We start from the raw sequence: 26819 nt of genomic DNA, 5'->3' as shown, positions 1-26819 counted from the left end.
GCTGCGACCCCCCTTGGCTCAGCCGTTGCGCAGTTCTTCCTGGTGTGCCTTCGCCAGATCAGCCATCGAATTGAAGCGGAAGTCAATGTTGGGCATCGATTCCGGCGTCATCGTCGCGCCGTAGCCTTCCTGGGCGTGGCGGCGATAGATCCAGCAAGTGGCCAGGCCATGGCGGTTGGCCGGCAGGTGATCGTGGAACAGGCTCTCGGCCGTGTGCAGCACTTCGTGCGGCTCGATACCGAGATCGGCAAGATGGGCCTTCATGTAGTCGAAGTTCTTGTCCGACGGCTTGTAGGCGCCGATGTCCTCGGCCGAGTAGATCGCGTCAAACTCGACCTCGAGCCGGGCATTGCTGTGGCTGAAGGTGCGGTTGTCGACGTTGGAGAGGATGATCAGCTTGTAGAACTTCTTGAGGTACTGCAGCGCGCCCGGGCTATCGACGAAGGCCGGCCAGTTGCGGACCGAGAGCCCGTATTCCTCGCATTCCTCGACCGTGACCGAAACGCCCCACTGTTCGGCGAGCCGCTTGTACACGATCGGCAGGATGTCGCGGTAAAGCTTGCCCGGGGTCTGGGCCTGGGCCTCGGATTCGTGCCGGGCATGGGCCTGGAGGATCTCGTTGCGCGACAGTTCCTTGCCGACCCGCGACGTCAGGCCGCTCAGCGCTTCGATCATGCCCGATTCCCAGTCGATCAGGGTGCCGTAGCAGTCGAAGGACAGGGCTTTGAATTCAGTCAACCGCATCGCGGATCTCCTTGATGGTAAGCAGTTCGTCGAGGCTGGCGCGGAAGCGCTCGATCAGCAGATCGGTCTCGTCGCGGGTGATGCATAGCGGCGGGGCGAAGCCGACGATCCCGTCGCCGAAGGCCCGGAAGATGACCTTGTTGTCGTAGCCGATCCGGGCGAGGTGTCCCGGCAGGTTAAGCGCCGCGTCGGGCCGGGTCTTGGCCGTCTTGCTGGTCACCAGCTCGACGCCGGCGAGCAGGCCGAGCGAGCGTACGTCGCCGACCAGCGGGTGATCGAGCAGGGTCTTCAGCCGTTCGCCGAAGTAGGCGCCGACCGCCTGGCTGTTGGCGAGCAGGCCGCCTTCTTCGTAAAGCCTCAGGACCTCGAGGGCGACGGCAGCGCTGACCGGGTGGCCAGAATAGGTCTGGCCGTGGCCGATCGGCTGGCCGGCCGAGCGATCAGCGATGGCGCGGTAGATCCGGTCCGACATGAACATGGCGCCCATCGGCGCGTAGCCGGCGGTCAGGCCCTTGGCCACGGTCATGAAATCGGGGGTCACCCCTTCGTGTTCGCAGGCGAACAGCGGGCCGGTGCGGCCGAAACCGGTGATCACTTCGTCAACCACGAACAGGATGTCCAGCTCGCGGCAGGTGGCCTGCATGGCCGACAGCCAACCCTTGGGCGGAACGATCACGCCGCCCGAGCCAATCACCGGCTCGGCGAAGAAGGCCGCGACGTTCTCGGCGCCGAGTTCCTCGACCTTGGCGCGCAGGTCGGCGACCGACCGGGCGATCAGCTCGACGTCGCTCGCGGCGTCGGAACGGTAGGGATAGGGCGGCGCGATGTGGTGCTGCATCGGCGCGGGGGCATCGAAATGGAGATGGAAGGCCGGGAGGCCGGTGAGCCCGGCGCCGGTGCTGGACGAGCCGTGATAGCCGCGTTCGAGCGCGATCATGTGCTTCTTCGCCGGGCGGCCGGTGATGTTGTAGTAATAACGGATCAGGCGGATCGCGCTGTCGACCGCGTCCGAACCGCCGAGACCGAAGTAGACGTGCTTGAGATCGCCGGGCGCGCGGTCGGCCAGCTTCTGGGCGAGCAGGATCGCCGGTTCGCTGCCGAAGGAGAAGTAGCCGGTGGCATAGGCAAGACGGCGCATCTGCTCGGCGGCCGCCTCTACAATCGAATCGTGGCCATAGCCGACATTGACGCACCACAGGCCGGCAAAGCCGTCGAGTAGCTCGTTGCCTTCGATGTCGGTGAGGTAGACGCCCTTGCCCGAACGCAGCACCGTGACGCCGCGCTGCTCATGGTCGTGCCATGAGGAAACGGGGTGAATCCAGTGTGCGCGATCTGATTCGATCAGCGAATTGACGGTCATTCCAATCTCCTTCGAACGCCGTCTTTCTAGATCACCCGCGATAGAGCGTGCTGCGCTTGTGCCGGAGCGGGCCGAAAATTCTATTGTTTTGCGAAGCGGTCGGAGCGGAATCTGCTGCCGCCCCGAGATACCGCCGACAAGGGGGAGCGGATTCTGCTGCCGCGGTGCATCGCGGCTGCAACGCCGCTGCAACGGTACTGCAACGCGCAGGCAGGGATCAGCGGCGCAGGAGCTTGGGGAGCGCGACGGCCGGATCGGCCAGTGCGGCCGGATCGACCTCGATGCCGGACTGGATCAGCTGCTGGCTCGGCCGGTTGAGACCGCCCTGGTTGACCAGCGTGGCACCGACCACGCGGCCGCCGATCATGTGAAAGGCGGCGAAGCGATCCTCGGCCGGATCACCGCGCAGGACGAGGCTGGTCGCCTCGGTCGGTGTGCCGGTGACCTGGATATTGATCCCGAACTGGTCGCTCCAGAACCAGAACGGCGGGGCATAGGGCTCGGCCGTGCCGGCCATGGCCCGGGCGGCCGCCTTGCCGTGGTTCTGGGCATGTTGCCAGGTCTGCCAGTGGACATGGCGGCCAAGGCCGGGGTGATAGAAACTGGTCGCATCGCCCGCCGCGCTGATCGCGGGATCGCTGGTCACGGCGAAGGGATCGACGACGATGCCGCTGGTGACCTCAAGCCCGGCATTTTGCGCGAGTTCCAGGCTGGGCCTCAGGCCGATGCCGGCGACGACGACGTCGGCCGGGTGAGCCGTGCCGTCCGCCAGCAGGACCGCAAGGCTGCCGTCAGCGCGGGGCTCGATCGCGGCGACGGCGACGCCGAATTCGAGGGTGACGCCGTTGCGGCGGTGGAGGCCGGCGACATAGTCCTGCATCGCGCGGTCGAGCGAGCGGGCCATCGGCCCGGCCTGCGCTTCCAGTACGGTCACCGCGCAGCCGAGCTTGCGGGCCGAGGAGGCGACTTCGAGGCCGATCACCCCGGCGCCGACGATGACCACCCGCGCGCCGGGCGTGAGATCGGCCTGAAGGCGGCGCGCATCGTCCAGCGTGCGCAGGGTGCGTGCGTGTTCTCCGCCGGGCACCGGCAGTTCTCGGGCCGTGCCGCCGGGGGCGAGCAGGAGACGGTCGTAGGCCAGCCCCTCCCCTTCGGCGAAGACGAGGCGGGCGGCGGCGCGATCTATCACGGCGACGCGGCGGCCGAGGGCAAGGTCGATTTCCGAGGCGGCGAAGGCGTCGGCCGCGTGAAGGCCCTGCGGCTCGGCCCCTGCCGAGACCAGCAGGTCCTTGGAGAGCGGGGGACGCTCGTATGGCAGGTGAGCCTCGTCACCCACCAGCACCACCCGGCCTTCCCAGCCGGCCTTGCGCAGTTCGATCGCGGCCATGGCCCCAGCATGGCCGGCGCCGACGATCACGGCCTGCTGCGCGCTCATCCCCTGCCCTCCCCGCGCGATCAGAACCAGCGGTTGTCGAAAGTCCGGCCGCCGAGATCGCGCAGCATCGGACGCATCTGGCGGCTGATCAGGCCGACATCGGAAGCAAGGCCGACCATGCGGAAGCCCTGTTCGGCGCGAGCGAGGATATCGTCATTGTCCATCGCCATGATGCCGCTGGAAATCCCGGCCTCGCCGGCGAGACGGACCATGCGCAGGATGTCCTCGGCCACGCCCGGACCTTCCCACTGGCCGAGGTAGCCCCGGCTGGAGGAGAGATCGGCCGGGCCGATGAAAATGGTCTCCAACCCATCGACCTTGAGGATCGATTCGATGTTGTCCGAAGCATCGGCGGTTTCGATCAGCGGGATGATCATGGTCTCGCGGTCTGCAACCTCGAGATATTCCTGCAGCTTCATCGACCAGCGCATCGAGCGTTCACCGCCGATGCCGCGCACGCCGCGCCCCGGATAGCGGCCATATTTCATGCCCTCTTCCAGTTCCTCCGCCGTGCGGATCAGCGGGAGGAGCACGCCGTCGGCACCAAGGTCGAGCACGCGCTTGATCGTGTCGACCCGGGTGGCGGGAACCCGGACCAGGACCGCCGTGTCGCTGCCCTTTACCGCGCGCAGGTGCTGGACTACATCGCTGTAGTCGAGACAGCCGTGCTCCATGTCGATCGTGATCCAGTCGACCCCCAGTTCGGCGGCCATTTCCGACACGGTCGGGGAATCGAGCGTGACCCACAGGCCATAGGCCGGGCGATTGCCGGCGGCAGCGCCCTTGAGCTTGGCACGGAGCGGATTGGTGAAGTCTGGCAGAGGCATGGCGTGTCCTGATCGCGTTAGGAAATGCGGCAGCGGGCTGAGAGCCGGGGCTTCAGCCTTCGACCGTGTTCTCGATGAAGCCGATCCCACTGATCTCGACGCGGACCACCTCGCCGCCGGCGAGGAACTTGGGCGGGGTGAAGCCGATCCCCACACCCTCGGGCGTACCGGTGGCGATCACGTCGCCCGGCTGGAGGGTGATGCGCTTGGAGATGGTCTCGATCAGGGTCGGGATGTCGAAGATCAGGTCCGACACCTGGGTATCCTGGCGCAGCTCGCCATCGACCCAGGTGCGCAGGCGCATGGCGCCGACCCCGCCGAGTTCGCTCTCGATCTCGTCAAGCGTGACCACGGCCGGGCCCATCGGGCAGAAGCCGTCGATCGACTTGCCGAGGAACCACTGCTTGTGGGAGGCCTGCAGGTTGCGGGCGGTGACGTCGTTGACCACCGTGAAGCCGAAGACGTGGTCCATCGCCTCGGCTTTGGTGATGCCGCGGCCGCCCTTGCCGATGATCACGGCCAGTTCGCCTTCGTAGTCCACCGAATTGGTTTCGTCGAGGTAGCCGGGGATCGGGTCGAACGGACCGCTGATTGAGGTGGCCGCCTTGGTGAAGACGATCGGCGCATCGGGAATCGCGGCCGAGCCGGCCGAGCCCGCGTCGAAGCCGCTCTTGTGGAATTCCTGGGCGTGGGCGTAGTAGTTCTTGCCCACGCAGAAGACATTGCGGCGCGGCGCGTGCAGCGGCGCCAGCAGGGTGACGGAGGCGAGGTCGATATCCCCCCCCGCGTTCGCGGCAGCGGCATTCGCGGCAGCGAGTGCGGCAGGACCGGCGGCGATGATGTCGACCAGATCGGCATCGGCCGAGAGTGCGGCGGGCAGCGGCGCGATGCGCGCACCATCGGCGCGCAGCAGTCCGAGAGCGGGCGTTCCACTTTGCCCCGCATAGCGAACGAACTTCATTCTGTACTCCCTTGGCTGATTGCCATTTTGAATACAGTATTCCCGAACACTGTCAACGCGCGGTGCGACCAAGCGAGAATCTTGGCATAACCTGCGGAATCCGGGAATTTTTCAGCATTCTCGTGCCGCCAGGAGGACCGGTTCCTGACGCGGAATCGCGGTTTTTCAGGGTCGAGGGCGGCGATCGCGATTCTGCCGGGTTCCCGTCCCCAGCGCGGAGCAGGGCATCCTGCGACTGCCCGATATTCCGTTCAATAGACTGTTATTACGGTTCTTTATGTCAATATGGCACGGCCATTCGGGACCCTGCGGCGAAAAAACGTCCGCTGCTGCTTTCGCGTTGACACACCCGGTTTTGGGAATATTGTATTCATATTAGCTCTTCAGATTCGCACAGCAAGGGGCACGATCTCATGCGCGTCAGCGTCAACTGGCCTACTACCGACTATTCGCGGGTTCCCTACTCGATCTACCACGACCCGGAGATCTATGCGCTCGAACAGGAGCGCATCTTCAAGGGCAAGGCCTGGAACATCCTCTGCCTCGAAGCGGAGATCCCCAATCCGGGCGACTTCCAGATCTGCCATGTCGGTGACACGCCGGTCGTCGTCAACCGCGACGAGGATGGCAAGGTCTATGCCTTCGTCAACCGCTGCGCTCACCGCGGGGCCGAGATCGTCCGCGAGCCGCGCGGCAACGGCACCGACCACACCTGCATCTATCACGCCTGGTGCTACAGCCGGAAAGGCGAGCTGACCGGCGTTCCGTTCCGCCGCGGCGCCAACGGCAAGGGCGGGATGCCCGCCAGCTTCGAGCCGAAGCAGCACAACCTGCAGACGCTGAAGGTGGAATCGTTCAAGGGCTGCCTGTTCGGCTCGTTCGACCACGACATCGAGCCGCTGGAGGAATACCTCGGCCCGCTGATGGTCGACCACGTGGGCGGCCTGCTCGACAAGCCGATCAAGATCCTTGGCTACCAGCGCCAGCGCATCAAGGCCAACTGGAAGCTCTACCCCGAGAACATCAAGGACGCCTACCACGGTAGCCTGCTGCACGAGTTCAACCGCACCTTCGGCCTCAGCCGCCTGACCCAGGTGGCCGGCGGCTACATGGACGAGAAGCACCGCCACTCGATCCTGTTCCAGTTCTCGGGCAGCGACAGCGACGAGGTGGCCCTGCGCGCCTATCGCGAGGCGGGCGTGCAGCGCGGCGAGCTGATGAAGCTCAACGACTACGACATGGTCCGGATCATCCCGGAAAACGACAAGGGCATGTCGACCCGCGTCATCAACCTCTTCCCCAACGGCTTCTTCCACCAGATCGCCAACACGCTGGCCATGCGCAAGCTGCGCACGCTGGGCGTGGACGAGTTCGAGCTGACCTGGACCCTGTTCGGCTATGAGGACGACACGCCGGAGATGACCGAGCACCGCCTCAACCAGGCCAACATGGTTGGCCCGGCGGGCCTCATCTCGATGGAGGACGGCGAGGCGCTGGAGCTGGTGCACCGCACCACAAAGACCGCACAGAACGAATATGCCGTGATCGAAATGGGCGGCGTCGGCCCGATCGGGGACCGCGACACCCGCGTCAACGAGGTCACCGTGCGCGGTTTCTGGGCCTATTATTCGCAGCTGATGGGCATCGCGCCCGAGGGGGCAGAACAGTGAGCGTGGAACTGATGGAACGGACCGCAGCGATGACTTTTCCGATCGAGACGCGCCTCCTGGTCGAGGACCTGATCACCCGGAGCGCCATGCTGATCGACAGCGACGCGCTGGAGGAATGGGTGGCCAGCTTCGAGGAGACCGGCCGCTACATCGTGCTGCCGCGCGAGAACCGCGACCTTGGATATGCCATCGCCCTGATCAAGTGCGAAAAGCGCGCGATCCTGGAAGACCGGCTGACCGTGCTGCGCGCGGCATCCAAGTTCAACCCGCACGTCGACCGGCACATCCTTTCGCGCCCCTGCTACATGGGCATCGAGGGGGACATCGTCTCGGTCCAGACCAATTTCACCATCGTCCAGTCGTCCCTCGACGGCGTGTCCAAGCTGTTCTGCGCGGGCGTCTATGAAGACCGCATCCGGGTGAGCGGCGACGGCGCCACCTTTGTCGAGCGTGTCGCGGTGATCGACACCTTCTCCGTTCCCAACCTGATCGCCACCCCGATCTGAAGCACGAGCACTCAATCATGGCTTATTACGTCAAGCGTTGCGAATTCCGGAAGCTCGCGCCCGAGCGGATCGAGGCCTGGAAGAAGATCGCCACGGCCACGGCTTCGGACTGCATGAACCGGTCCAACGGCATGTCGGGGCGCATCCGTCCGATCCGGCTGGGCATGAAGATCTGCGGGCAGGCCCGCACGGTCCAGTCGATCTATGCCGACAACTCGATGATCCACTATGCCAATTCGACCGCCAATCCGGGCGAGGTCGTGGTGGCCGATGCCGGCGGCGTGACCGACGTGGCGATGTTTGGCGGGGTCACCGCGCTCGAAGGCATCCGGCGGGGTCTGGGCGGATTCGTGATCGACGGCGCGGTGCGCGACATCGCCGAGGCCATGGCGCTCGACTACCCGGTGTTCAGCGCGGCGATCACCCCCAAGGGTCCGCACAAGGCCTTTGGCGGGGCGATGGACATTCCGATCGCCTGCGGCGGGGTCTCGGTGAAGCCGGGCGACCTGATCTTGGGTGATGACGACGGCCTCGTCGTCGTGCCGCTTGAGCGCGAGGAGGAGATCTTCGCCAAGGCGCTCGATCACCGCAAGAAGGAAGACTACTGGCTCACCGTCTTCGACGGACCGGACCCGCTCTACAAGGTGCTGGGCATCCCCGACCCGGAATTCATGGACTGAGGCGCGGGCACGCCGGTCCCTACCCAAGATAAACACACAACAATTCGCAGGAAGTACGATCACATGACAATGGCTGCCGTTCGTTACGAAAATCCGGAAGGATCCAATCCGGCGCAGGGGCTCTATTCCAACGTCGGCTACGTGGAAGACGGCCGCATCCGGATGGTCGCGGGCCAGCTGGCGGTTGGCGCCGAGGGCGAAGTGGTGGGCGTGGGCGATTTCGATGCCCAGTTCCACCAGGTGTTCGACAACCTCGAGGCGGTGATCCGCGGCATGGGCGGCACCATGGCCTCGGTGCTCAAGTTCTCCACTTTCGTGACGGACCGGGCCTATATCGAGCCGTTCATGCGCCTGCGCGCCGCGCGCTTCCCGAGCTTCTATGCCGACGAGGTCTATCCGCCCAACACGCTGCTGATCGTGCAAGGGCTGGTGAAGCACGAATTCATGATCGAGGTCGAGGCGGTGGTCGCCATCTAGGGCAGCGCTCAGGCCGATACCCAGGAATGCCCGGACATGGCAGAACTCCTTAACCGCTCGCTATCCGCCGATCCCTTTGATAGGGCTTCGGACATGAATGAACTGTCAGCGGAAGGGACCACCGCATTCCCGACTTCGGTCGTGGCGATGCTGTGTGTCGAGATCAAGAAGAGCATCCTGACCGGCAAGTACAAGCCGGGTCTGGTGCTGCGCCAGGAGGACCTGGCCCAGCAGTACGACGTCAGCCGGGTGCCCTTGCGCGAGGCCTTTTCCAAGCTGGAGGCGGAGGGTTACCTGACCCTGCGCCCCCGGCGCGGTTATGCGGTCTCCTCGCTCAACCCGGATGAAATCTCGGAGGTGTTCGATCTGCGCATGCTGATCGAGAGCCATGCCGGCCAGATCGCGACCAAGAACCGGACCGAGGAGGACGTGGCCGAGGTCTTGGCCATCGTCGAGACGATGGACGCGATGGACCCCGCCACGGAGGGCTATCACGACCGCTGGTGCGACCTGAACCGGCAGTTCCACGCGCGGCTGATCCGCTCGTGCCGGCGCCCGCGCCTGCTCAAGCTTTCGCAGCAGCTGCGCGATGCGGTCGAACCCTATATCCGCCTTGAATCCAGCATGACCGGCTATTCGGCCGAGCCGGACAGCGATCACAAGGAAATCGTCGCCGCCTTCGCCGAAGGCAATGCCGAGCTGGTGGGCGCCCTGAGCGCGGCGCACTGCGGCCGCACAGCCGCCCGCCTGCTCAAGGTCATCCGCGAGAACGAGGCCGCCGAGGCCGCCGGAAAGGTCGAACGCCCGGCTCGCAAATCGAGGAGTTGATAGAGCGCATGTGGGTCAAGGTTCTGGACAGCAGCGAACTGGCGGATGGCGAGATGGCCGGGGCGCAGGTTGGCGAACTGGCCTTCGCGCTGTTCCGCGTCGATGGCGCGGTGTTTGCCACGTCGAACATCTGCACACACCAGTATGCGCTGATGACAGACGGCTATTTCGATGGCGCGCTGATCGAATGCCCGCTGCACCAGGCGCTGTTCGACGTGAAGACCGGCGCGGTGATCGAGGGGCCGACGGACAAGGCGCTGACATGTTTCCCCGCGGAAGAGCGGGAAGACGGCATTTACGTCCGTCTCGACTGAATATCCGGCGTTGAAGATCGCGCCCTGAACGGCTGCAATAGCGCGGCATCGGCGGAAGGATCGGGTTTCATGAGGATCGGGAAGACAGCGCTGCTCCTTGCGGCGGCGGTGATCTGCGCGCCGGTTGCACCGGCCTTTGCCGCTCCGCTGGCCTGCGCGATCTCAGGCGGTTCTGCCCCGGGGCCAATCGCGGCCGAGGCAGCGGCGAACGGGGTGCGGCTCGATTGGGCCGGCACCGGGACCGACCGGGTGAGCCTCAGCCTCGCCATAGCGGATGGGGTGCCGCGCATCGCCCTGCTCTCGGTCAACGGCACGCCGGTGCTGCGCGATGCGGGGTTGCGCTTCGAGGTGACCAGCGGACTGCGCCGGATCAGCAACCAGCAGCTCGAGCCGCTGCGCAAATTGGGCGTGGCGATCACCCCGGCCGAGGTGGACGAACACAAGTGGGATGCCTTCTGGGACGCCCCGCTCGACCTCGCCAAGCCGGACCAGCGCAATGCTCAGGAAATGGCCAATATCGCCCCGGTCGAGGGCATTGCCGGCCAGCCGGGCCTGCCGCGCGCTCCCGCCGAGATCGAGCGGGCGTCGGCGCGCTATGCGATAAGCGCCTGCACGGTGACCCTGACCCCGGCCCGCGCGGTGGTGCGCCTTTCCGGAGTGACGGCGGGGGTTTTTTCCGGGGCGCTGGAGCTGACCGCCTATGCCGGGACCAACCTGATCCGCGCCGCGCTGATGGCCGCGACCGACAAGGCTTCGGTGGCCTACAAGTACGATGCGGGGATCGAGGGCGTGGCCGTGGGCCCCGGGGTCAGGGTTTCGTGGCGCGACACGACGGGGGCAGAGCAATCCTCGGTGCTGACCGGCAAGCCCAATGCGGGGCCGGTGCCGGTGGTCGCGGCGAACCGGCTGATCATGGCCGAGACCGGCAGCGGCGGGGCGTTGGCGGTGTTCCCCGCGCCGCACGTCTATTTCTGGTCACGCGAGATCGAGACCAATGTCGGCAACAACTGGTTTGCCCATGATGCCAGCGGCCGCCTCTCGCTCGGCATCCGCCAGGCCGACAAGGAGGTGCGCGAGGAGTTTCGCGCCAACTGGGCGCTTTACAGTGCGCCGCCGGGATCGGTGCAGGCCATGGCGCTCTACCTCTATCCCGCCGCCGGAACGGCGGAGACGGCGCGGCAGGGCGCCCTCGCCTTCACCCGGGGGGACCACTATGCCGCCCTGCCCGGCTACAAGGTCATGGCGCACCATTTCCACCTCGGCATGGGCGAGCGCCTGATCGCATCGGGCAGCGTCGATACCCGGCTGCGCGACTTCGAGGCCCTGCGCGGGGCCGGGGTCGACATCGTCAGCGTGACCGACATATTTCCCGACCAGCGCAAGCCCGGGGGGCCCAGGCGGCTGGAGGTGATGCAGGCCTATTTCGAGGGCGCGGCGCGCAGCAGCGACGCGAATTTCCTCGTCCTGCCCAATGTCGAGGCGATCAATATCCTTGGCGGGCACTGGGACGTGCTGCTTGCGCACCCGACACTGTGGCTGGAGCACCGGGCGGCGGACGAGCCGTTCATGACCAAGCTGCCCGACGGCACGCCGGTCTATCATCTTGGCGGGGCGGACGATGCGATCCGGATGATCCGCGAGAACGGGATGCTGGTCTATATGCCGCACCCGCGCACGAAGGGTTCGACCCATTACCCCGATGCGATCAAGGCCAGCGCGGCCTTCAATGCCGACTTCTATCGCGGGATCGGCTGGCGCTGGGGCATGGGCTCGGACCTGTCGGAGAAGCGATTGTCGGAAAAGCGGGTTCTGCCGCTTTACGACGAGATCAACAACTGGATGGCAGCGCGCGGGCAGCGGCCCAAGTCCATCCTTGCCATTACCGAGACCTTCGACAAGGAGCCGGGCGACGATATCTACGCCAACAACCCGGTCAACTACCTGAAGCTCGACCGGCTGCCGCAGGGGCAGGATTACAGCGCGATCAACGCGGTGCTGGACCGGGGCGACTATTTCGTGACCTCGGGCGAGGTGCTGATCCCCGAGGCGCGGCTGGAAGGCGGCGAGCGCAATGATGGCGGCAAAGCTGCGCGCCTGATCGCCGAGGTGCAGTGGACCTTTCCGCTCGACATGGCCGAGGTGATCTGGGGTGACGGGCGCAGGACCGGGCGCAAGGTGATCGACACGAGCGACCTGCCGCCGCTGGGCAGCCACCGCTTCGAGATTCCGCTGGAAGCGGCCAAGGCGCGGTGGCTACGCTTCGCCGCATGGGATTCGGCCGGCAACGGGGCGATGACGCAGGTCTTTGCCGCCGCGCCAGGCAAGTAACGGGAACAGGATAGCGGGATGGGACAGGTATTGAAGGGCGCAATCGACGAAGGCGCTCCGCCGCGCGCGCGGCGCTGGTATCGCACGCTTTACGCGCAGGTGCTTATCGCGCTCACGCTGGGCGTGCTGCTCGGCCATTTCGCGCCGGCCACCGGCGAAGCGCTCAAGCCGCTGGGCGACGGTTTCATCAAGCTGGTCAAGATGGTGATCGCCCCGGTGATCTTCCTGACCATCGTTACCGGCGTGGGCGCCATGCGCGACCTGGGCCACCTTGGCCGGATCACACTCAAGGCCTTCGCCTATTTCCTGTTCTTTTCCTCGCTGGCCCTGCTGGTGGGCATGGCCGTGGCCAACATCGTGCGCCCCGGCGCGGGGCTGAACGTGGACCCGGCCAGCCTCGATGCGGGCAAGGTCGCCAATTTCGCCGAAAAAGCGCACGAAAGCAGCGTGACGGGCTTCCTCGGTGCGATCATTCCCGACACTTTCGTATCGGCCTTTACCGGCGACAACATCCTGCAAGTGCTGCTGGTCTCGGTCCTGTTCGGGCTGGCCCTTTCGGGCGCGGGGGCGCGGGGCGAGCGGGTGACCGCGCTGCTCGAGGACGTTTCGGGCGTGTTTTTCCGCTTCGTGGGGATCGTGATGAAGGCCGCGCCGATCGGCGCCTTCGGGGCCATGGCCTTCACCATCGGCAAGTATGGCGTGGGCACGATCGCCAATCTGGCCTATCTCGTGGCGACGTTCTACCTGACCTCGGCGCTGTTCGTGGTCTGCGTGCTGGGGATCGTGGCGCGGCTGGCGGGATTTTCGATCCTGCGCCTGATCGCTTACCTCAAGACCGAACTGGTGCTGGTGCTGGCCACCTCGTCCTCGGAAAGCGCCCTGCCCGCGCTGATGGAAAAGCTGGAGGATGCCGGCTGCGACAAGGCCGTGGTCGGCCTCGTCGTGCCGACCGGCTACAGCTTCAACCTTGACGGCACTAACATCTACATGACGCTGGCCGCGCTGTTCCTGGCCCAGGCCTGCAATGTCGAGCTAAGCCTTGGCCAGCAGTTCCTGCTGCTGGGCGTGGCCATGATCTCTTCCAAGGGCGCGGCCGGGGTGACCGGGGCCGGGTTCATCACGCTGGCCGCCACGCTTTCGATCGTGCCGGCGATCCCGGTGGCGGCCATGGCCCTGATCCTGGGGATCGACCGTTTCATGTCGGAATGCCGCAGCCTGACCAATTTCATCGGCAATGCGGTGGCCACGATCGTCGTGGCGCGGTGGGACGGGGCGCTGGACCGGGAGCGGCTGAAGGTAGCGCTCGCCGCCTGAGGGCAGGCGCTGACTTCACGTATTCGCAGCATTCGATTTTATGACAGAAGTGTGCCGCCCCACTACTGGTTTGCAGGCGCAGACACCCCGTGAAAATGGCCGATTTTCAACAAAAACTGGGAAATTGGCATGGGTTTGAATATGTGGTGCCGTATTTGAATTTGATCTGCGACGTCAGATCGGTCCACTATCTCCATCATAGAAAAGCCTGCCAGGAAAGGCAGGAGCGTTCGCCGCGGCGGACGAGAGGAGCATATCTCGACACCCGCCGACGGGGCGATCGAGAGCCGGTTTTGCGATCGGATGGAGGCCAGTGTGAACCATCAGTCCAACGCGGCCAGCGCGGCCGCCGACGCCAATCCGGAGACAGCACAGGACGGACAAAAGATGTTCGACGACGCCCCGCTGCCGCACACCCTCGGCGGCACGGACGACTTGCCCTATGCCAACGTGCCGGGCCTGTCACAGCTTCGCGCCTTTGCCTCGGTTGCCGAATCGCGCAGTATTTCGCGCGGGGCGGCCGACCTCGCGCGGTCGCAGCCCGCCGTTACCCAGTCGATCGCCAACCTCGAGGCCTCGTTCGGCGTGCCGCTGTTCCTGCGCAAGCGCTCCGGCCTGATCCTGACCGACGCGGGGCTGATCCTGCACGACCGCGTTCGCCGCTATTTTGCCGAGGTGCGCGGGGCCCTGATGGAATGCGGGGCCGATCGCAGCTGGTCGGGAGCGCGGGTCGATGTGATCGCCAGCCGCCTGACCCGGCCGCTGACCACCACCCTTCTGCTGATCGACGAGTTCGGCTCGATCCCCCGTGCCGCGCAGTTGCTGCACCAGCGCGAGGCGACCCTGCGCAAGGCGATCGCCAGTCTTGAGGCGGAGCTGGAGGTCAAGCTCTTCAACCGCGATTTTCACGGGATCACCACCAATCACAAGGGGAAGATCCTGGCCATGCGGCTGCGCCTTGCCATGCGCGAGCTTGAATCGGCGCGGGAAGAGGTCAATGCCCGGCTCGGCATCGAGAACGGGAGGATCCTGGCCGGGGCGATGATGCTGGCCGGCAACCAGCTGCTGACCTCGGTGCTCGAGCGCTTCACCCGGCTGCATCCGCAGGCCAGCGTTTCGGTGATGAACGCCAGCTACGACGTTTTGCTGGACCGGCTGAAGCGCGGCGCGATCGATTTCGTGGTCGGCCTGCAGAACTGTCCCGCCGCCGAAGAGAACGTGGTCGAGCAGGTGATCGCCTCCGATCCGTTCGTGCTCGCCGTGCGCAAGGGTCACCCGCTGACCAAGCGGGCCGCAATCCGCAAGGCGGACCTGCTGCAGTACGACTGGGTTCTTTCGGCCCCCGGCGCCGTGCGGCGCCACGCCTTCGAGCTGCTGTTCGCCAACATGGCCAAGCCCGTCGGCCGGGTCGAGACGCACTCGATCGTGACGATCCTGTCGCTGCTGGCGAACAGCGATGCGATCGCGATCCTCACCCAGTCCGAGCTGATCCTCGACCAGCGGCTGGGCGGGCGGCTGGCGCCGCTCGACTTCGGCCCGATCGAACCGGATTCCAGCATCGCCCTGACCACCCGGCGCGGCTGGCTGCCGACGCATTTGCAGAAGGCTTTCGCGCGCTGCCTGCTCGACCTGTCGGACGCGCCGCAAACGGCACCGGCGGCCGATCCGCTCAGGGGTGGATAAACCGCCGCGAGGGCAAAGTTATTTTCCCGCCACGAGTTCCAATTCGACGGCGCGGACGCCCGAATGGATAGCATGAAACCGGCAAGACGCCGCTACGACCACGGCTCAAGATCCGGCCGGCAGACCGGACCGGCGCACAGGCACCACGGGACAGGACAGGACAGCAGATGAATTCCGCCAGCAAGACGATCCGGTGGGCCCCGGCCGCCCTGTTCGCCAGCGCGCTGATCGCCGGTGGCCAGGCCGCCACGGCCCAGAGCGCGCCCGCGCCAGTGCCCGAAATCGCCTTTGACGCGCAGGAATTCCTCAAGCTGCCGGAGGGGACCAACCTCGGCGAAGTGGCCGGCGTGGCAGTGGGCAAGACGGGCCACGTTTTCGTGTTCCAGCGCGGCAACACCTCTGGCCCGGCCTATGGCGCTGCGGCCGCGCAATTGCTGGAGTTCGACGCCGCGGGCAAGCTGCTGCGCGAGATCGGCAAGGGGCTTTACGCCTGGTCATTCGCCCATGCCGTGCGCATCGATCCGCAGGGCAATATCTGGGCCGCGGACAAGGGCTCGGACATGGTGATCAAGTTCGATCCCGCCGGCAAGGTGCGGATGGTGATCGGCCGCAAGGTCGAGGCCAGCGCGCCCGAGGCCAAGCCGCTCGAGAAGCTCATCCCGCGCCTGCCGGCGATCGACGGCTATTTCCGCCAGGTCACCGACATGGCCTGGGATTCCAAGGGCAACACCTACATTGCCGATGGCTACATCAATTCCCGCGTGGCCAAGGTCGGCCCGGACGGGCGCTGGCTGAAGTCGTGGGGTTCGTTCGGCACCGAGCCGGGGCAGTTCGACCAGCTCCACTCCATCGCCGTCGATGCGCAGGACCGGGTCTTCGTCGCCGACCGGACCAACCGCCGCATCCAGGTCTTCGACACCGAGGGCAAGCTGCTCAAGATCATCACGATCAAGGTGCCCTTCCCCGCCGACGCGCCGGTGCCGATCGGCAACCGGCCGACGGAGGCCAGCCCCGGCTATCTCCTGCCCGGCGCTCCGTGGGCGCTGTGCATCACGCCGCCCGAGGCGGGCAAGCAGGCCCTGTTCGTGGCCGATGTCTGGCCGGGCCGGATCTACAAGCTCGACATGGAGGGCAACGTGCTCGGCTGGCTGGGCGGTGCGGGCAAGCAGCTCGGGCAGTTCGGCTGGATTCACGAAATGGCCTGCCCCACCCAGAACCAGCTCTACGTCGCCGAAGTGCTCAACTGGCGCGTGCAGAAGCTCACCCTGCACGCGGCGAAGTAAAGGCACGATCATGGCAACTGCAGCAAACGAAAGCGGCGTTGAAGCCATTGCGGCGCCCGCGCCGCACATGGGGCTGGTGGTAGGCGCCTCGGCCGCGGCCAGCGCCTTTGAATGGTATGACTTCTACATTTTCGGCACCCTGGCCCCGGTCATCTCGGCCAAGTTCTTTGCCGGGCTCTCTCCCACGGCGGGCTATATCGCCGCGCTGGCCCTGTTCGGTGCCGGCTTCGCCTTCCGCCCGCTGGGCGCGCTGGTGTTCGGGCGGCTGGGCGACCAGATGGGGCGCAAGAGCGCCTTCCTGATCACCGTGCTGATGATGGGCGGGGCAACCTGTGCCATCGGCCTGCTGCCCACTTACGGGCAGGTCGGGCTGGCCGCCTCGGTGCTGGTGATCCTCGCCCGGATCGTGCAGGGCATGGCGCTGGGCGGCGTTTACGGCGGAGCGGCCATCTCGGTGGCCGAACATGCCCCGCGCCATTCGCGCGGCTATCTGGGCGCCTTCGTCCAGACCTCGGCTCCGATCGGGCTGCTCGTGGCCCTGCTGATGGTACTGTTCCTGCGCACGGTGATGGGCAACGACGCCTTCGATGCCTGGGGCTGGCGGCTGTGCTTCCTTGCCTCGGCGGGGCTGCTGGCGGTTTCGGTCTTCATGCGAATGAAGATGACGGAGAGCCCGCTGTTCGCCGCGCTCGAGGGCGAGGAGGATGGGCCGGCCCGGTCCGTCTACCGCGAAACCTTCGGCAACTGGCAGAACCTGCGCCTGATCCTGCTCGCCTTCTTCACGATGATGTGCGCGCAGGGCGCGGTCTTCTACACCGCCTATTTCTACGTGCAGGTCTTCCTCGAGAAGTCGCTGCGGCTCGACCCGAAGATCGTCAGCTTCCTGCTGATGGCGGTGGTGGTGGTGAGCGCGCCGATGTTCGTCGTGGCCGGGCGCCTGTCCGACCGGTTCGGGCGCAAGCCGGTGATGCTGGCGGGGATGCTGATTTCGCTGGTGGCCTATTTCCCGGCCTTCCACGCCATGCGCGATGCGGCCAATCCCGCCCTTGCCGCCGCTTCCGAGGCCACTCCGGTGGTGGTCGTGGCCGATCCGGCTGACTGCGTCACCCAGTTCGACCCGATCGGCAAGACGAAGTTCACCTCGTCCTGCAACATCGCCAAGAGCTTCCTGACCAATGCCGGCATTTCCTATACCGAGCGCGCTGCGCCGGCCGGGACGCTGGCCCGGATCGAGGTGGGCCCGGCCCAGGTGCCGTCGGTGAACGGCGCGGGCCTTGCCGCCGCGCAGCTCAACGCCGCCGAGACTGAATTCGCCGCCGCCGCCGGAGCCGCTCTGACCGCAGCGCACTACCCGGCAAAGGCCGATCCGGCGCGGGTCAACAAGCCCGCCCTGTTCGTCCTGATGCTGGTGTTCGGGATCAGCGCGGCCCTGCTCTACGGCCCGCTCTCGACCGCTGCGGTGGAGCTGTTCCCGACCCGCATCCGCTATACTGCCATGTCGGTGCCCTATCATGTGGGCGTCGGCTGGGTCGGCGGCTTCCTGCCATTCACCGTGTTCGCGATCGTGACCGGCACCGGCAACATGTTCGCCGGGCTCTGGTACCCCTTCGTGTTCACCGCGATCAGCTTCGTTTCGATGCTGTTGTTCCTGCCGGAAACAGCGCGGCGATCGCTCGACTTCTGAAGCGCCACCACACAAAATACGACGAGGGGACAGATGGGACTTACCACCGACCGACGCTACACCAACGTGGCGATAGCCCTGCACTGGATCATTGCGGCCTGCATCGTGTTCAACCTGTCCACCGGGCAATACATGGAAGGACTGAAAGGCGAGCCCAAGCACCTGTGGGTCAGCCTGCACAGTTCGGCCGGGCTGACGGTCCTCGTGCTCAGTTTCGCGCGGGTGGCCTGGCGCCTGACTCACCGCCCCCCGGCGCTCGACGAGCACCTGACCCGGCTGGAGAAATTCGCCGCCGAGGCGGTCCACGGCCTGCTTTACGTGCTGATGATCGTCGTGCCGCTGGCCGGCTGGTCGATCTCTTCGGCCAGCACTCGGCCCGGCGCCGGGGCGGAGCTCTATTTCCTGATGTACGTCCCCAAGATCTGGCTGCTCAAGGCCCTGCCGATGGCCGAGAAGATCGCGGTTCATGACCAGGCGGTCTGGCTCCATATGGTCAGCGCCTGGACCATGTGTGCCCTGGTCGTGGGCCATGTCCTTGGCGCGCTCAAGCACCAGTTCTTCGATCGCCAGCCGCAGTTCGCGCGGATGTGGTTCGGCCAAGCCAAGCCGGAAGCCTGAGCGATGAAGCGCAGCCTCGCCTCCGCCGCCGCCGCCATGGCCCTGATCGGGTATGGCGGCGGCGCCATGCCGGGCGCCGCGGCGCAGCCCGCGCCGAGCAACGTCGCCACCGCCCAGCCCCCGGCGGCCGAGGAAGGCTACCGGCCGGTGGAGGGCCCGCACACGCTCAACCCCGGCGAATGGCCCGCGCACTATCCCTTCGCGGACCGCAGCGAGGCCGCGATCGCGGCGCCCGAGGTGCACAGCGTCCGCTATGTCGATGCAAAGGTGCGGCTGGTCGAGGTCGGCTATTTCCCGGGCGTGGTCGGCAATGTGCACGGCCACCCCTTCCCCTCGGTCTTCGCCGTGGACGCCCCGGTGCCCAAGAGCACCAACACCATGACCGACCCCAAGCGGAACATGATCGCCGCCGTGGGACAGGCGCCGGAAGGCGCGGCCTATCCGATCTGCCGCGCCGCGACGCCGCAGTTTCCGCACCACGAGACGAACCTCGACACCTGGCCGCACCATTTCCTCCGGCTGGAGTTCAAGCGGATCGACGGCAAGGGCCTCGCCGCGCGGTGGCGGGACTGGTACCGCTATACGCAGGTCGGGCCGGACGGCACCCGCCTGCTCTATGAGGACGATCACGCCCGCCTGGTCGAGGTGCTAGTTCGCCCCGGCGAAACCCGGCGGGTGCCCGCCAGTGCTTATCCCGCCGTGATCGCCTATGACATCGCGGGAACCCCGGCTCCGGTGGCCAAGGGCGGCCATGCGAGCCCGCCGCTGAGCGCGTTCGAGACTTTGGGCTGCGCCACCACCGGCCCCGCCCCGGTGCAGACGACCCGCAACACCTCGGCCGTGCCGATCCACTACTACCGCATCGAGTTCAAGCGGATCGACGGGGACGGCCTCAAGGACCACTGGCAGGAATGGTATCCGTGGATGAAGGTCCTCGAGGACGCCTACGAACGCTCGCCCAACCCGCGCAACTTCTGAAGCCGGAGAACCTTTCGACATGAACAAGCCCACCACTGCCCTTGCCGCCATGGCCATGGTGCTGCCCCTTTCGCTGGCTCCCGCGATCGCGCGGGCCCAGGCGGCGGAAGCCGCTCCCCGGCGCGATGCGGTGTTTATCGAACAGGGCGATTTCGCCAAGGCGCTGGCGGCGCGCGCCAGCGGCAAGGGGATGAGCGCGGTCGGCGCCGTGCGCGCCGGCAACGACCGGATCAACGTCGACGTCCTGCGCCGCGACAACCTGGACGAGCTGCCGACCAACCACAAGATCGTGACCGAGATCTACTACATCCTCGAAGGCGGCGGCGATTTCGCCACGGGCGGCAAGATGGTCGATCCCAAGCCGATGATTACGGGCGGCAAGCCGGTCAACCCGGCCAGCATTGGCCCGAGCGAGAAGAGCGAGAAGGTGATCGGCGCTTCAACCCGCCATGTGCAGGCCGGCGACGTCGTGATGATCCCGCCGGGCGTGGTCCACAATTTCACCCGGCTTGACGGCCACGTCACCTACATGGTCGTGCGGGTCAATCCGGGCTACGAAAAGGGCAAGTGACGCTGCGCGTGAGGCGGCGGATTTCCTCCTAAACCAATGCGCGGAGACCTTTCCGAATTATCAAATTTCCGCGCGATCCGCCATCACCACCTTCAGCTGCAACACCCTGAGCAGCCGAGATAAAATACTGACCGGAGGTGCCATGAAAAAGAACTTCGCCTGTGCCATTGTCCTGCTTGCGCTGGCGGGCACGCCGCTCTCGGCCAAGGCGCCGATCCCGGCGCCGGACTTCGCCGCCGATTTCAAAGCGGTCGACACGGATCACGACGGAAAGCTGAGCTGGGCCGAGTTCCTGGCGGGCCGCAAGGAGCGCGAAGGCCGCAAGCACGGCGAGGACGCCCGCAAGCCCAGCTACCGCTGGACCCTGCACTACGTCCAGCGCTTCTCGCAGATGGACCTCGACGACGACGAGGTGCTGACCCTCGACGAATATTCGCGCGGCCGCCTGCTCAACGAGGACAATGACGGCGCGATGCGCTACGTCCAGCCGAACCCGCCGCTTCCCAAGGCCGTGGTCGTCGTCAAGGAACGGCTGCCGATGGTCCACCCGGAGATCACTCCGGCACCCAAGACCCACAAGTCGGATTTCGCGCAGTCGGACATCAATCACGATGGCAAGCTAACCTGGGCCGAATTCCTGGCCGGCCGCGAAAAGCGCGAAGGCGAGGATCACGGCGAGGAAGCGCGCAATCCCACCTACAAGTGGATCCGGCACTACGTCGAGCGCTTCCAGGCGATGGACTTCGATGACAACGAAGTGCTCAGCCTGAACGAGTTCATCCGGGGCCGCCTGCTCAACACCTACAACGACAATACGCTGCGGTTCATCCAGCCCAAGCCCTATGCCAAGAAGCCGAGCAGCTGAACGCGCGTCGGCGCCGGGTCCCGCTGCGGCGGGGCTGGTGCCCGCGGGTTGCCGAAACGAAAAGAACCGGGTCGGAGGTCAGCCTCCGGCCCGGTTTTTCGTGTGACTGGCGGCCGGCCCATCGGGGGCCGTGGAGCCCCCTTTCCGCGTTCAGCGCAGCGGCACCTTGGCCATGGCTTGTTTCGCGCAGGCCTCATCCCCCCCGCCGGGCAGACCGGTGATGGCCAGCGTGCCGATCAGCTCGCCGCCGCTCATCAGCGGGAACGCACCGAAGCGCGCTTCACCGATGTTGGGGTTGAGCGCCAGTTCCCGCGCCAGCTTGGGATCGGTTCGCGCCTTTTGCTTCACGTCGCCGGACGGCGCGCGGTACTTGACCACGGTGTAGGCCTTGGTCTGGGCGATCAGCTGGCCGCGCTCTCCGGCGCCGTCGCCCGACAGCAGCACGATGGGGACGGCGGCTGAATCGGTGACGAGGAAGCTGACATTGCCGCCCTTGGCGCCGCACGCCTCGACTGCGGCGAGAGCCAGATTGATGGCGGTCTGCAGGCTGGGGCCCTTTGCGCGCGGCGTGTTCATCGGCATGGCCGCGATCCGGGCAGCGAGCGACGGCTGGTAAGCGGCCGCCTCTTCTGCCGAGGGTGCCTGGGCCAGGCCGGGACAGGCGGCGCAGGCGGCCAGCGCGGCGATCAGTACAAGTTTCATGGGGATGCTCTTCCTCTCCGGACTATCCGAATTCCGCCGGCCAAACGCCCAGAGCCCCGGGCCGAATGACTTGCATTCGCCCCGGGGCTCCGATGCCGATTGGCACGCTGGATCTTACCTGGCGATCCGCACCCCAACGGTGAAATACCGCCCCATCGGGCTATCGCCCACGGGGAAGCCGTCGCGCAGCCCCGCGCGTGTTCCGTTGGCCGTGTAGGCACCGATCGGCGGATGGCGATCGAAGATGTTCTGGACGTTGAAGTACATGGTCGCCTTGCCGCCCATCATCTGCGTGTCGTAAGTCAGATTGAGGTTGGTCGTGGCCCAGCCCGACGTCTCTCCCTGACCGGGGGCGAAGATGTCCGTCGCCACGCCGCTGATCTTCAGCCCGTCATGCCACCGTTCCATCAGATCGATCCCGATCTTGTCGGTCAGCTGATACCGGGCAAACGCCGTGACGCTGGTCTTGAAGCCCGCGGCAAGCGCGTCCGGCCCCCAGCCCACCCCGCCGTTGTCGATCGTGTCGTTGCCGGGCTGGCGGATGTAGATGTGCGGCTGATAGGCAGCCAGAACGCGGGTCGCCAGAGGGCGCCCGAACAGTCGCGTGGAGAAGTTCAGCTCGAAGTCGAAGCCGTAGCTCTCCTGCTCGGCCACGTTCAGCGCGTAGCCGTAGAACGCGGTGACGGCATAGGCCGGATTGCCGAGGACCGCGGCCGGATTGGCGTTCTTGGCGGCGATGGCATCGGCCACGCTGCCGTTGGCCCGAAGCTGCAGGTCGCAGAACGGCGAGGAGCCGCCGCTGGCGTAGCACTGAAGCTGCGAGGCGGTCGAGCGGCCATCGATGCTGGCGAGCGCATCGCTGATCCTGATATGGAAGTAATCCAGGCTCACGCTGAATTTCGGGGAAGGTTTCCAGACAAACCCCGCAGTGAACGTATCACCCTTTTCCGCCCTCAGGCTGGTATTGCCCCCGCCGCCCCGGCTGACGAGGGTGTAGGGAAGCCCCGTGAGCAGGTCGGTGCCCGAAATATTCGAGGGATTGGGCGGAGCGAACAGGTCGAACACGTTCGGCGCGCGAATGTCGCGCGACCGCGTCGCGCGGAACCGCAGGGCATTCGAAAGGCGCAGGTCGGCCCCCACCTTCCACGTCACGTAGTTTCCGCTGTGCTCATAGCTGGTGTAACGGGCTGCGCCGTTGACGTCCAAACCCCAGCCGCCCTCGTGACCAAGGATCGGCGCGCCGACTTCATAGGCGCCTTCCCACACCGTTTCGCTGGCCTTGGGAAAGTCGGAAATCGCCAGGTCATAGAGCCTGGCCGCGTTGGTGCAGTTGAACGTGATGCCCGTGCAATCGAAGGGCGTGCTGGACCCGCTCGTACTCGTCGCCGAGAAGGTAACCTTGCGCCATTCGCCCGACAGCGCCATGTTGACCGGCCCGGCCGGTAGCGCGAAGGGCGAGCCTGAGATATGCGCCGTCACGTCGGGCATTTCGGTCGTGCCACGCCAGTCGGTGTCGTCCTGGATGTAGTCGTAGGCCGCCGCGCTGCCAGCCGTGGGCCCGAAGGGGTTGAGCGGGATACAGCCATCCGCCACGCCGGGATTGGTCGTGGTGACCCGGCACACGATCTGGCCGTTTGAAACAACCGGGTCGAGGGCAGCCGCCAGCTTCTGGAAGTTGAGGTTGTGACCCAGAATGGTATGCATCTTGGTCTTGCCGTATTCGGCGTCGACGCCCCATTCGAAGCCACCCAGGTTGCCCGCGAAGCCCAGCCGGTAAATCCGCTGGTCGACGTTGGAGATCGGATCCTCGCGCGGCGCGTTGCTCAGCACTTCCGACAAGCGGAACGTCGTCCCCGCGGCGGAGAAGGCTTGCTGATACGGCGTAGACAGGAAGGGGTTGGTCGACCGCAGGGTGACGTTGGTGAGCCGGACCCAGTCCGCATAGGCATGGTTCGTCTTGATGTTGCCCAAGATCTCGGCGTAGAACTTGACGTTGTCGGTCAGTTCGAAGTCGAAACGGCCAAAATACTGGTGCGACCGCATGGGCGACAGCAGCGATCCATCATAGTAGGCGCCATCCCCGCCGGCTTCGATTGCGGGGACGCCGGGCGCCGCCGCGCCGTGGGCAAATTGACTGAGCACCCCATCGGTCTTGAAAAACTGGCCATTGTAGATACCGCCGCCCGTGGTGATCAGTCCGCCGAAGGCATAGTTGGACTGGCGAGCATTCTCGATCAGCACGAACGGACTTTGGGTGGTGCCAAGGCCGGTAATGCCTGGCTGGCGCAGCCAGTCGCGGGACGATCGGTACAGGACGCCCCTTTCGTTGCGGAACTCGTAACTGGCCTCGAAATGCCCGCGGCCATCCGCGAAGGATGTGCCGAAGGCCGCGCCAAGATCGGTTTTCCAGCCATCGCCGCGGCTGGAAACGCCCTCGCTGGCTTCAAGCTTGATGCCCTTGAGGGTCTTGTTGAGGATATAGTTGACCACGCCGGAGACGGCGTCTGACCCGTAAACCGCCGAAACGCCGCCGGTCACCACGTCGACCCGCTGCACCAGCATCTGGGGGATCAGGTCGACGTCGACGTTGCCGTTGAACATGGTCGGCGGAATGCGCTGCCCGTCAAGCAGCGGCAGGGTGCGCTGGGCGCCGAGATTGCGCAGGTTGAGCACGTTGCCGGCGCCATTGCCGCCGGTCGTGTTCCCGGTCGAGGACCCGTTGCTCGACGAACCGCGTCCCCCGGCGAAGACCGGCAGGACAAGCAACGCGTCGTTGAGCTGGCCGGGCTGGACCGTGAGCAGCTCCTGCGACGAAACGATCGTCGTGGGCGAAGGGCTGTTGTTGCCGTTCTTGATGACCCGCGAGCCAGTGACCACGATGTCCTCGGCGGATTGCGGACCTTCCTGCGCAAAGGCACTCGTCGCGCACAGGAGTGTGCCGATCGCGGTGATGCAGCAGAGCTGCCCCTTGGTGATCCTCCCGAACGGAGCCCTGTGTTGAAATTCTGCTCGGCGCTTGCCTGCTGGTACGGACATCGGCTTCCATCCCCATTTTATCTGTTTCTGATTTTCCTGACCGCCAGTCATCACAATAAACAGCGGCCAGACTTTTCGCCATTTCAGGAATTGGCTGTGAGTATTCCGGCAATCCAATGGCCTGCAACCACGGTTCATGCCATGACGATTGGATACTTCCGAAATACCGTGAATTCACGATTCCTTCCGGTCACATGCAGAAGACAACAAGTCATCCGCCAGGTACAATCCAATCTTCTGGGAGAAATATTCGATAGACTGCCACGGATCGGCTCTTTGCCGGTAGCGGCGCGGCTTTCCCGCGCCGCCCGCCCGCTCAGCCGATCGCCGCCTTCATCTTCTCCGTGTCGAGCGCCCCTTCCCACTTGGCAACGCCCATCGCGGCAACCGCGTTGGTGATGATGAAGGTGGGGCTGAAGCCTTGCGACATGAGACGGTGAATGCCCAGCATCAGAGCCACGCTCGCCACCGGGATGGTGTGGTCCATCGCGATGGTCGCCGTGAGCACGACGAAGGCCGCCCCGGCAATGCCCGCCGCCCCCTTCGAGGTGATCGCCATCAAGAGCAGCAGGCCCAACTGGTGCCACAGGTCCATCGGCGTGTTGGTTGCCTGCGCGAGGAAGATCGCGACCATGCCGAGGTAGAGGCAGGCCCCCGTGAGATTGAATGAATAGCCCGCCGGAACCACGAAACCGACCAGCCCCTTCTCGCAGCCGATGTCGGTCAGCTTGGTCATGATCCGCGGCAGCACCGTTTCCGACGAAGTCGTGGCCACGGTGATGAGCAGTTCGTCGCGGAACAGCCTGATGAACTTGTAGAGGCTGAACCCGCACCACCAGGCGATCGGCATGGCAGCGACGAAGACGAACAGGATGCAGACCAGATAAAACTCGCCGATCAGGGTTCCAAGCGAGGCCAGGGTGCCGACGCCGAACTTGCCCACGGTGAAGGCGATCGCGCCGAAAGCGCCGAGAGGCGCCACCCACATCACCATGGCCACGATCCGGAAGATCATCTGCAGCACGGCATCGAGGACGTCGAGCAGGGGGCGAGCCTTCTCGCCCATCCAGATCAGAGCCGCGCCGCTGAACATCGCCAGGAACAGCACCTGCAGCACGTTGCCCTGAACGAAAGCGCCGACGAAGGTCTTGGGAATGATGTTGAGCAGGAACGCGCTGAAGCCGAATTCCTCGGCCTTTTCCATGTATTCGCCAAGGTTCGCCCCGCCGTGCAGGGCCGCCGGGTCGATGTTCATGCCCGCGCCCGGCTTGAGCACGTTGGCCGCCACCAGCGCGAGGATCACCGCGCCCAGGGTCATGACCTCGAACACGACCAGCGCCTTGACCGCGATCCGGCCGACCCGGTGCATATCGGCCATGTTGGCGATGCCGTTGACGATGGTGCAGAAGATCAGCGGCCCGATGACCATCGAGATGAGGCGAATGAACGCATCGCCCAGTGGCTGCATTTTCACCGCCGTCTGCGGCGCGAACATGCCGAGGATCACACCGATGACCATCGCCGCCAGCACCCACAGCCAAAGCTGCTTCCACAGATTTGGCCGCGCGCGCGGTATGTGAAGGTCGGCCGTCGCTCCGCCGTGTGCCATCACCGCCATTGTGTTCCTCCCCTTGGATGGGTCATTTTGTTATCGTCAGGCGGCAAACGGGGACCGTTGCCGGCCCCCGCCGCCCCTCATCAGGCTTCCGGATCGACGAAGAGTTCGTCGATCGACATCCGGCGCGGGGTGAGTTGCTGCTTGAAGGCAGTTTCCTCGAGGGCGCGGATGGTCGGGAGGTTGGCTTCGAGGCCGTAAGGCAGGGGGTCGGGCCCGACGATCGCGCGGACCGCGGCGTAGCGCTTGTCGGTGGCGTTGGTGAGCTCGCCCTGGTCAAGGCCGGCCAGCCACTGATCCTTGGCTTGCGAGAAGGCCTTGAACAGCGACTTCGCGACCC

At 65.7% G+C, this 26819-nt stretch carries 23 protein-coding genes and 1 pseudogene; 15 read left to right on the top strand and 9 right to left on the bottom strand.

Going from position 1 to position 26819, the window contains the following annotated elements:
* Positions 1–18: 18 nt before the first annotated feature.
* From H7F51_RS16605 to H7F51_RS16585, 5 genes are all read right to left on the bottom strand, one after another.
* Positions 19–744, bottom strand: coding sequence for a haloacid dehalogenase type II (locus H7F51_RS16605; protein ID WP_185665440.1), 726 nt, complete (start codon positions 742–744; stop codon positions 19–21).
* A complete protein-coding gene (locus H7F51_RS16600; protein WP_185665439.1) occupies positions 731–2104 on the bottom strand; it encodes an aminotransferase class III-fold pyridoxal phosphate-dependent enzyme in 1374 nt (457 codons plus the stop codon). The genes H7F51_RS16605 and H7F51_RS16600 overlap by 14 nt, the downstream gene beginning before the upstream one ends.
* A gap of 217 nt (positions 2105–2321) precedes the next feature.
* On the bottom strand, positions 2322–3539 hold the full coding sequence (locus H7F51_RS16595) for an NAD(P)/FAD-dependent oxidoreductase (RefSeq protein WP_185665438.1): 1218 nt from the start codon (positions 3537–3539) through the stop codon (positions 2322–2324).
* 20 nt (positions 3540–3559) lie between these two features.
* On the bottom strand, positions 3560–4366 hold the full coding sequence (locus H7F51_RS16590) for an HpcH/HpaI aldolase family protein (protein WP_185665437.1): 807 nt from the start codon (positions 4364–4366) through the stop codon (positions 3560–3562).
* Positions 4367–4418: 52 nt separating this feature from the next.
* Positions 4419–5327: a fumarylacetoacetate hydrolase family protein gene (locus H7F51_RS16585; protein WP_185665436.1), complete on the bottom strand. Its 909-nt coding sequence runs from the start codon at positions 5325–5327 to the stop codon at positions 4419–4421.
* A gap of 413 nt (positions 5328–5740) precedes the next feature.
* Between H7F51_RS16585 and H7F51_RS16580 the strand changes: the two genes are divergently transcribed.
* The 15 genes from H7F51_RS16580 (at position 5741) to H7F51_RS16510 (ending at position 21126) form a co-directional block, all read left to right on the top strand.
* Positions 5741–6997, top strand: coding sequence for a Rieske 2Fe-2S domain-containing protein (locus tag H7F51_RS16580; RefSeq protein WP_221774193.1), 1257 nt, complete (start codon positions 5741–5743; stop codon positions 6995–6997).
* Positions 6994–7503, top strand: coding sequence for an aromatic-ring-hydroxylating dioxygenase subunit beta (locus H7F51_RS16575; protein WP_185665435.1), 510 nt, complete (start codon positions 6994–6996; stop codon positions 7501–7503). The genes H7F51_RS16580 and H7F51_RS16575 overlap by 4 nt, the downstream gene beginning before the upstream one ends.
* A 17-nt stretch (positions 7504–7520) precedes the next feature.
* A complete protein-coding gene (locus H7F51_RS16570) occupies positions 7521–8183 on the top strand; it encodes an RraA family protein (protein WP_185665434.1) in 663 nt (220 codons plus the stop codon).
* 63 nt (positions 8184–8246) lie between these two features.
* Entirely contained in the window at positions 8247–8660 is a 414-nt protein-coding gene (locus H7F51_RS16565) for a RidA family protein (RefSeq protein ID WP_185665433.1), read from the top strand.
* Positions 8661–8753: 93 nt separating this feature from the next.
* The gene (locus H7F51_RS16560) at positions 8754–9488 is read left to right on the top strand and encodes a GntR family transcriptional regulator (RefSeq protein ID WP_185665432.1); all 735 of its coding nucleotides are present in this window, start codon (positions 8754–8756) and stop codon (positions 9486–9488) included.
* An 8-nt stretch (positions 9489–9496) separates the two neighbouring features.
* A complete protein-coding gene (locus H7F51_RS16555; RefSeq protein WP_185665431.1) occupies positions 9497–9802 on the top strand; it encodes a Rieske (2Fe-2S) protein in 306 nt (101 codons plus the stop codon).
* 69 nt (positions 9803–9871) lie between these two features.
* Positions 9872–12130, top strand: coding sequence for a CehA/McbA family metallohydrolase domain-containing protein (locus H7F51_RS16550; protein ID WP_185665430.1), 2259 nt, complete (start codon positions 9872–9874; stop codon positions 12128–12130).
* Between the two features lie 18 nt (positions 12131–12148).
* The gene (locus H7F51_RS16545; protein ID WP_185665429.1) at positions 12149–13444 is read left to right on the top strand and encodes a dicarboxylate/amino acid:cation symporter; all 1296 of its coding nucleotides are present in this window, start codon (positions 12149–12151) and stop codon (positions 13442–13444) included.
* Positions 13445–13759: 315 nt separating this feature from the next.
* Positions 13760–15127 (top strand): LysR substrate-binding domain-containing protein, encoded by a 1368-nt coding sequence (locus tag H7F51_RS16540; protein WP_185665428.1) that lies wholly within the window; start codon positions 13760–13762, stop codon positions 15125–15127.
* 167 nt (positions 15128–15294) lie between these two features.
* Positions 15295–16410: a peptidyl-alpha-hydroxyglycine alpha-amidating lyase family protein gene (locus H7F51_RS16535; RefSeq protein WP_185665427.1), complete on the top strand. Its 1116-nt coding sequence runs from the start codon at positions 15295–15297 to the stop codon at positions 16408–16410.
* Between the two features lie 10 nt (positions 16411–16420).
* Positions 16421–18094, top strand: a complete 1674-nt coding sequence (locus H7F51_RS16530) for an MFS transporter (RefSeq protein WP_246448660.1) — start codon at positions 16421–16423, stop codon at positions 18092–18094.
* A 33-nt stretch (positions 18095–18127) separates the two neighbouring features.
* The gene (locus H7F51_RS16525; protein ID WP_185665426.1) at positions 18128–18712 is read left to right on the top strand and encodes a cytochrome b; all 585 of its coding nucleotides are present in this window, start codon (positions 18128–18130) and stop codon (positions 18710–18712) included.
* 3 nt (positions 18713–18715) lie between these two features.
* Positions 18716–19690: a hypothetical protein gene (locus H7F51_RS16520; protein ID WP_185665425.1), complete on the top strand. Its 975-nt coding sequence runs from the start codon at positions 18716–18718 to the stop codon at positions 19688–19690.
* Positions 19691–19709: 19 nt separating this feature from the next.
* On the top strand, positions 19710–20261 hold the full coding sequence (locus H7F51_RS16515; RefSeq protein WP_185665424.1) for a cupin domain-containing protein: 552 nt from the start codon (positions 19710–19712) through the stop codon (positions 20259–20261).
* Positions 20262–20403: 142 nt separating this feature from the next.
* Entirely contained in the window at positions 20404–21126 is a 723-nt protein-coding gene (locus H7F51_RS16510) for an EF-hand domain-containing protein (protein WP_185665423.1), read from the top strand.
* A 150-nt stretch (positions 21127–21276) separates the two neighbouring features.
* On the opposite strand, the gene H7F51_RS16505 is transcribed toward H7F51_RS16510, so the two are convergent.
* The 4 genes and pseudogenes from H7F51_RS16505 to H7F51_RS16490 all read right to left on the bottom strand — a co-directional run.
* Positions 21277–21828 carry a GlcG/HbpS family heme-binding protein gene (locus H7F51_RS16505; RefSeq protein ID WP_185665422.1) on the bottom strand — a complete coding sequence of 184 codons (552 nt, stop codon included), beginning with the start codon at positions 21826–21828 and terminating at the stop codon, positions 21277–21279.
* Between the two features lie 114 nt (positions 21829–21942).
* Positions 21943–24864, bottom strand: a complete 2922-nt coding sequence (locus H7F51_RS16500) for a TonB-dependent receptor plug domain-containing protein (protein WP_185665421.1) — start codon at positions 24862–24864, stop codon at positions 21943–21945.
* 316 nt (positions 24865–25180) lie between these two features.
* On the bottom strand, positions 25181–26482 hold the full coding sequence (gene dctA, locus H7F51_RS16495) for a C4-dicarboxylate transporter DctA (RefSeq protein ID WP_221774192.1): 1302 nt from the start codon (positions 26480–26482) through the stop codon (positions 25181–25183).
* Between the two features lie 80 nt (positions 26483–26562).
* Positions 26563–26819 (bottom strand): annotated as a pseudogene (locus H7F51_RS16490) (ABC transporter substrate-binding protein); the annotation flags it as partial.

It is taken from the genome of Novosphingobium flavum (assembly GCF_014230315.1).
GTDB classification, from domain to species: Bacteria; Pseudomonadota; Alphaproteobacteria; order Sphingomonadales; family Sphingomonadaceae; genus Novosphingobium; species Novosphingobium flavum.
This window is presented reverse-complemented; position numbering and strand designations above follow the sequence as displayed.